The following is a 7,129-nucleotide window of genomic DNA, read 5'->3' as shown; positions in this document are numbered from 1 at the left end:
GAGGCTAAATGTTAAGACGACCGTACTAAATGCGACCTGAACAAAAAACTTCCAGGTTTCCTGATTATTTTTCATGAACTTGGCCTTGAAGATAAGTGACAGCTAGGTGAAGTGAAAAGCGTGTTGAGCAGCAGAGTTTTTTCGCTGTCTTTCGCTATGAATAATCCTCAAGAGAGAGATCGGAAATTTCGTAAATCCCGAACAGCTTTATCAACCTGTTATCGCTCTATCCGCGAATTCTCTAAATTCTTCAATCCAAGCAAGACTAAAGCAACAGAAACTAGTTCCTATCCGGCATCAGCGGCGGGATTGATTCGGAGCGTGATTGGGAAGCGTAATTCGATCGCTAATTTGACGTAGATTCCTTGCCATTTCTGGATCAGCATTCTTTTGCTGAGAAATTTTCTCGCAGCTATACATCACGGTCGTATGATCCTTGCCGCCAAACACTTCGCCAATTTTTGGCAGACTCAAACCTGTATGCTGACGCATCAGGTACATTCCAATCTGTCTTGCCGTGCTAATTTCTCGACGACGCGAACTGCCCTTTAGATCTTCGATCGAGATGCCAAACGTTTCGACGATCGCATTCATCACGGCATCGGGGGAGGCTCCCACCTGGTCGCTGGGCGGATTAAGCACCGGGGCAATGTTCTCTACCGTCATCGGCAAACCGGAAATCGAAATATAGGCAACTGCCCGAATCAGTGCCCCTTCCAGTTCCCGAATGTTAGAGGTGTAGCTGCTGGCGATATATTCAATCACTTCACGAGGCAACCGCATATTCTCGTACTCTGCCTTTTTTTGCAGAATTGCCATGCGGGTTTCCAGATCGGGCGGCTGAATGTCGGCGATCAGCCCCATTGAGAACCGGGAGCAAAGCCGTTCTTGCAGACGGGGAATGTGATTGGGCGGACGATCGGAAGCGAGAACCACCTGCTTGCCTGCTTCGTGCAGCGTGTTGAACGTGTGAAAGAACTCTTCCTGCGTGTATTCCTTGCCTTCGATGAACTGAATATCGTCTACCAGCAGCACATCAACTGCGCGATAATGCTCCCGAAAGCTCTGCATACTGTCTTTCCGAATTGCAGCAATCAGGTCGTTGGTAAACTGCTCAGTTGAGACGTAGAAGATTTTCGAGCGCGGGTCGATCTCTAGCCGATAGTGCCCGATCGCCTGCATCAGGTGAGTTTTGCCCAGTCCAACTCCCCCGCAGAGAAACAGCGGATTAAACTCGCGTCCGGGGGACTCTGCCACTGCGAGCGAAGCGGCGTGTGCCATGCGGTTGTTTGCACCAACGACGAAGCGCGAAAAAATGTACTTCTGATTTAGCTCGGTATGCCGCACCCGGTTGGCAGGCGGTTCTGCCGGGGGAACTTCCGCAGGCTGCGACCATACCATTTCTGAAGTTTCGGGCAAACCCTCGGACTCTGCCCCCGGTTTTACCACAATATGGATATCCACCGATCGCCCCAAAAGCTCTTGTACGACCTCGGCGATCGTCTTGACATAGTACTTCTGGAGCCAGTTTCGAGCAAAGGGGTTGGGGGTGCAAATCACCAGACAGTGATCGTCGAGCCGCTCGGCAGTGGCAGATTTAATCCAGGTTTCAAAAGTCGGGCGACTAAGTTGGAGTTGCAGCCGCTCCAAAACCTGATTCCAGAAGTTTTCCAGGCTAATTTCCACTGCTCACCTCAATGCTCGATCGCCACAGGACAAAATGAATGCTCAAATATCGTCACGTTCACCCACCTACACTCAAATCCTGCCAGTCTATTTCATATTCTTTTCCTAAGGGAAATTATTGCTGGATGCCCAGCCCACTTCAAGCAGCCCGCTAGATGTTGCGTAGAGGATGCCCTTTCGATCAAGATGTGGTGATATTATGCAGACAAACTGCCAAGAAAGCTAGAGAGCGATTGTTCTGATTCCACCCCTCACCGTCTCATTCCCTCACTCATCCCCTAATCCACCCGCTCGAGCTGCCAAAGAATCTGATTTCCCTCCCGCCGCACTCGCGAAACAACCCAATTGCGCCACACCCAGTTATCGCCGCGACTGGTCACTGCGCTCGCGTTCACATCCATTAGGTCTGCCAGCTCGGAACTGGTAATCAAGTAGCCCTGCTGAGCAATTTCGTCTGCCATTCGCAGCGTTTCGACTAGGCCTCGCAACATCGAGACCCGGACTTCACGCGGCAGGTCTGACCCCTCAGTCAGCGCAGATGAGTTGGTGGAATCTACCATAGTTAAGTCTGAAGTTAAGTTTGATCCGGCTTGATCCGCGATCGAAAACTCGTGGGGTTGTCTGTGCGGTTGAGAGGATTGTATCGCTTCCTTCTGAGTCTGGTCAGTATTTACCGTAGCGAGATTGAGTATAGCTGGAGCTGTTGAACCGTTTTCTGGAGAAATGCGGCTCTGTGGCTCCCACTCAACAGGATCCCGCTCACTGGAACCCTGATTACCAGAACCCCGATCACTGGGACTCGGCGTCTTTTGGCTCAAGGCGGGAGTTTGTCCCAGCGAAAAGGCACGGGCGATCGTATCACACCGTTCGTTGCCTTCGTTGCCCGAATGTCCGCGCACGTACTGCCACTTAAAAGCCGGAATCTGCTGCACTGCTTTTTGATTGAGCTGATCGAGCAGTTCCCAGAGATCCTGATTCAGAACGGGCTTTCCCGCAGAAGTTTTCCAGCCTTTGCGCTTCCAGCCGCTAACCCACTTGGTAATGCCGTTTTTGACATACTCGCTGTCGGTGTAGAGCGTCACAGATTCGGTCTGCGGGGAATTGAGCAAGTATTCCAGGGCTGCGATCGCCGCCTGCATTTCCATCCGGTTGTTGGTCGTTTGGCGATCGGCTCCGCCTAGCTCATACACCGAACCGTCGTCATAATAAATCACCGTGCCCCAGCCTCCTGGTCCTGGATTGCCAGAACAGGCTCCATCGGTATAAATACGCTGAATATTGGGTTGAGCAGTCATGGAGGAAAAGGCATCGATTACAGCAGCTTATTAATATACCGTGCAAGTCGATCAGTGGATAAAAATCAGCTAAGCCTGGAGAAGTTCCCAGCAGTCCCGTGCGATCGTCCAATCTTCCTGCGTGTGGATCACCCAGACGGGAATTGCCGAATCAGGGGCAGAAATCAAGGCGTCTTCCGAAGAAACCGTTTGAGCCGGATCAAGCTTTACGCCTAGCCAGGTTAACGGCTCACAAGCAGCCGATCGCACCAGGGCAGAATTTTCGCCCACACCGCCCGTAAACACCAGTGCGTCCAGTCCTCCCAGGCTCATCAGCATTCCCCCAATTTCTCTTCGGAGCCGATGCAGATAAATGTCGAGTGCCAGCCGAGCCCGGTAGCTTCGCTGTTCCCCGGAGGGGTCATCGTTCCCAGATTCGATTGCCTGCATGACCGCTCGCATATCGTTAGATACGCCGGAAATGCCCAGCAGTCCTGATTCTTTATTGAGCAATTGATCGAGGCGATCGGCGGTGTAGCCCTCTTGTCGCATGAGATAAATCAAAATACTGGGGTCAACACTGCCTGAGCGTGTGCCCATCATTAATCCATCCAGGGGAGTGAAGCCCATTGTCGTATCAATGCTGCGCCCGTTTTGAATCGCAGCCAGCGAGCAGCCGTTGCCCAGGTGACAGGTAATCAGCTTTAGTTCGCTCAGATCTCGCGCCATCAAGTCCGCCGTGCGCTGGGCGCAGTAGCGGTGGCTCGTGCCGTGAAACCCATAACGACGAATTCCTTTTTTGATCCAGTCATAGGAACCGGGATAGATCGCGGCGGCATCGGGCATCTGGGCATGAAAGGCAGTGTCAAAGACAGCAACCTGCGGCACATCGCCTAAGATTTGCTCGATCGCCTCAATACCTTCTAAGTTGGCAGGATTGTGAACGGGCGCAAGGGTTGAGAGCCGATCGATAGTGGCTTTGACCTCCGACGTGATCCGGATGCTTGTGTGATAGTCCTTGCCACCATGAACCACCCGATGCCCGACAACCTGAACTTCTTGCGGATTGGCAATCACCTGCGTTGCCCCTGTCCAGAGGGTTTCCAGCAGACGGTTTATCACCTGAGCCCGGGGCGAAGCGGGTAATTCTGCTTTTACCTTGCCGCCTTCAGTCGTGACGCTTAGTTCTGCCACGTTGGGCTGATGCGTCCAGTCAATCTTTGCCTCCCAGAGCGGATTTGGGGGCTGTGTCGGCAGCAAATCGCCAATCTCATAAAGACAGCTTTTCTGGCTACTCGATCCGGCATTCATCACCAGAATCTTCATCAGCTCACATCCTGTGCGGTCAGAAATGATCACCAATGTTAACTATTACTGCAATTCTTCGATATAGCGTCCCGTTTTTTGGTAAAACTCCGAAACAAGCGATCGTTAATAATCAAAGGAGACAAACCCTTGTTTACTGCTCTCATCGCTGATGTTGTTGCAAGACTACCTGAGTGGACTCCCACCGTTGGTTTAATCATGCTTGCCTGTAACCTGGTTGCTCTGGCGATCGGGAAGGTGGGCATCCGCTATCCCAAAGTGGGACCCGGAATTCCCATTCTGTCAGATACGCTGGGTCTGAGTGCAGCAGCAATCCTGGCAGCGACCAGCTTTGGTCATATTATCGGTACAGGCGTCATCCTGGGCTTGACAAACGCTGGCGTGATTTAACCCAAATTTTGCTGTAATTCGTTTTATCGAACAGTTCTCTTTTTTGCTTTTATTCCGCTTAAGGCGATCGGTCAGGGTTAACTCCCTGACTTTTTTGTTGGTTCTTATCTGTTAGTTCTTATTAAAAATGTTAATTCTGGGGACTAGACCACTTGCACGAATGCGGCCCTCGCCTTAAATTCCTCTTCCAGAACGTAGAAAGACTTGAACCTTACTGAGGCTCTTTTGTCTTGCTCCCCTTCGCTCTCGGTGAGAGAAAGAGTTAAGGGATGAGGGGAAGCTTGGATTCTTGCAGGAGACATCATGATCAATCGTGCTCATCACCACGAATGAAACGCAATTTTCATAGGAGGGCTATTGTCTCAGCCTGGCAATCAAGCTGCGATAATTCTGCCTCGATCGCCGCTTAGAAGGCAAACCCTCGCGCATGAGACTATAACACTGCTGAAAGGACTCTGCTGAAAAAAGCAGGCGGTTTTGGTGAAGTTCGCAAGTTATTGGAGACTGTCCTTTAGGGCGTAAACAATCTGATCCTGCTGGAGCGGTGAAAGTTCTGGAAACATTGGCAGAGACAGCACTTCCTGCGCCATTTGTTCAGAAACGGGCAATTGACCCGGCTGATAGCCGAGCGACGCATAAACGGGCTGCAAATGCAGGGGCATCGGATAGTAGATCATGGAGCTGACCTGCTGCTCCTGAAGACGTTGCCGCACTCGATCGCGCTCATCAGACAACTTGCCCTTGCTGAGCACCCGAATGGTGTACTGATTCCAAACCGAGGTTCCGCCTGCGATCGTTTGAGGCGACTGGATACCGGGGAGGGGCTGAAGCAGTTGGGTATAGCGATCGGCGATCGTCTGACGCTGGGCATTCCACTGATTGAGATAGCGCAGTTTAATCAGCAAAATGGTTGCCTGTACTGCATCAAGGCGGCTGTTCACGCCAACTTCTTCGTAGCGATATCGCTGATATTGTCCGTGGTCACGCAGAATTCGCACCCGGCTAGCGATCGTCGGATCGTTTGTTGTAATGGCTCCCCCATCGCCGCAGGCTCCCAGATTCTTAGTTGGGAAAAAGCTAAAGCAGCCCACATGACCGATACTGCCAACTTTTGCCCCATTCCACTCTGCCCCGGTGGATTGAGCGCAGTCTTCAATCACAGAGAGGTGGTGCTTTTGGGCGATTTCCATTACCCGCGTCATATCCACAGGCTGACCAAACAGATGTACCGGGATAATGGCTTTGGTGCGATCGGTAATTGCGGCTTCTACCTGATCGAGATTCAGATTAAACGTTGCCGCATCGATGTCCACAAAAACGGGCGTTGCGCCCACTGCGCTCACTGTTTCAGCCGTAGCAACGAAGGTAAACGGCGTGGTAATGACTTCATCCCCTGCGCCAATATCGAGCGATCGGAGTGCGAGATAAAGCGCATCGGTTCCAGAATTGCAGGTAATGCCGTGAGCCGTACCAACAAACTGCGCGAACTGCTGCTCAAACTGCTCCACCGGACTGCCGCCAATATATCGCCCAGATGCGAGAACTTCTAGGACAGCAGCACCCACTTCTTCGCCAATCAGCTTGTATTGCTCAGTTAAATCAAATGGGGGAATCGAATTCACTTGCGTTTACCGGGTTTTTAAGTCGAAATGCGATTTAGCTAAACAGGACTATCTTGCCTTATCTGGCTCGCGATCGGAAGAGACGCACTTTCGTAAAAAGGATGGTTAAAGAGGTTTGAAACAGATAGCGTGCCCAAAACTGCTTCCTGCCCCCAATTCTGGAGGGAACCGAGCCAATCACGCTCACGTTCAAAGTCCTCCAAAGTTGGGGGATTTAGAGGGCAATAGTAGGATTGCCACGCCTTAAACCACCTAGAGACACGCCGCAAACCACTTAGAGAGAGTCTATGGAGTCGAACTCCGAGCATCAATCCAAGCCTGAATTCCATCTGCCAGCGCGTCAGCAAGCCGCTCCTGCTCCTGGGGATCGGTGATCCACTCAAACTCATCTGGATTAATCATAAAGCCCAGTTCGAGGAGGACAGTTGGGGAAACGGTGGGTCGAGTCAGAGCCAGATTGTTCCAGAAAGTGCCGTAGGAAGGGCGATCGAGCTTTTCTACCAGGTAATCGTGCAGAAATACCGCCAGGTCGTGGGACTGCGGGTTGTACCAGAAGGTGCCAACGCCCGCTGTGTTTTCTGCGTCTCCGTTATCGGGCAGCGCGTTGTAGTGGATGCTGAGCGCGATCGTCGGTTCTTGTGCATCAATAAAATCCATACGCGGACGCAAATCCAGATCGATATCGGCTTCTCGCGTCATAGAAACCCTTGCCCCTCTCGCTTCGAGCCGATCGCGTAGCAGGTTAGACACCACCAGAACCGCATCTTTTTCGGGGTAGCCCGTTGGACCTCGCGATCCCAGATCTTCGGGCCCGCCATGTCCGGGATCAAG

General features: G+C 51.9%; 6 protein-coding genes. 1 reads left to right on the top strand and 5 read right to left on the bottom strand.

Translation table 11 applies throughout. From position 1 onward, the window contains the following. Positions 1–297 precede the first annotated feature (297 nt). The 3 genes from dnaA to H6F80_RS16915 all read right to left on the bottom strand — a co-directional run bounded on the left by dnaA (position 298) and on the right by H6F80_RS16915 (position 4,286). On the bottom strand, positions 298–1,686 hold the full coding sequence (gene dnaA, locus H6F80_RS16925; protein WP_190792699.1) for a chromosomal replication initiator protein DnaA: 1,389 nt from the start codon (positions 1,684–1,686) through the stop codon (positions 298–300). A 278-nt stretch (positions 1,687–1,964) separates the two neighbouring features. Beyond that, a complete protein-coding gene (rnhA, locus tag H6F80_RS16920; protein WP_190792698.1) occupies positions 1,965–2,981 on the bottom strand; it encodes a ribonuclease HI in 1,017 nt (338 codons plus the stop codon). Positions 2,982–3,050: 69 nt separating this feature from the next. Next, positions 3,051–4,286 (bottom strand): acetate/propionate family kinase, encoded by a 1,236-nt coding sequence (locus tag H6F80_RS16915; protein WP_190792697.1) that lies wholly within the window; start codon positions 4,284–4,286, stop codon positions 3,051–3,053. Positions 4,287–4,415: 129 nt separating this feature from the next. Here H6F80_RS16915 and psaK point away from each other — a divergent pair, with 129 nt between their 5' ends. Then, positions 4,416–4,676, top strand: coding sequence for a photosystem I reaction center subunit PsaK (psaK, locus tag H6F80_RS16910; RefSeq protein ID WP_190792696.1), 261 nt, complete (start codon positions 4,416–4,418; stop codon positions 4,674–4,676). Positions 4,677–5,170: 494 nt separating this feature from the next. Here psaK and H6F80_RS16905 read toward each other — a convergent pair whose 3' ends face one another. Together H6F80_RS16905 and H6F80_RS16900 are read right to left on the bottom strand one after the other, a co-directional pair. After that, the gene (locus H6F80_RS16905) at positions 5,171–6,298 is read right to left on the bottom strand and encodes an aminotransferase class I/II-fold pyridoxal phosphate-dependent enzyme (protein ID WP_190792695.1); all 1,128 of its coding nucleotides are present in this window, start codon (positions 6,296–6,298) and stop codon (positions 5,171–5,173) included. 285 nt (positions 6,299–6,583) lie between these two features. Beyond that, positions 6,584–7,129 (bottom strand): N-acetylmuramoyl-L-alanine amidase family protein (locus H6F80_RS16900; protein ID WP_190792694.1); only part of this gene is annotated, 546 nt, incomplete at its 5' end.

Source organism: Leptolyngbya sp. FACHB-711 (genome assembly GCF_014695615.1).
GTDB lineage: Bacteria > Cyanobacteriota > Cyanobacteriia > Elainellales > Elainellaceae > Leptolyngbya_A.
The sequence above is the reverse complement of the archived record's forward strand: the minus strand, read 5'-3'. Positions and strand labels throughout refer to the sequence as shown.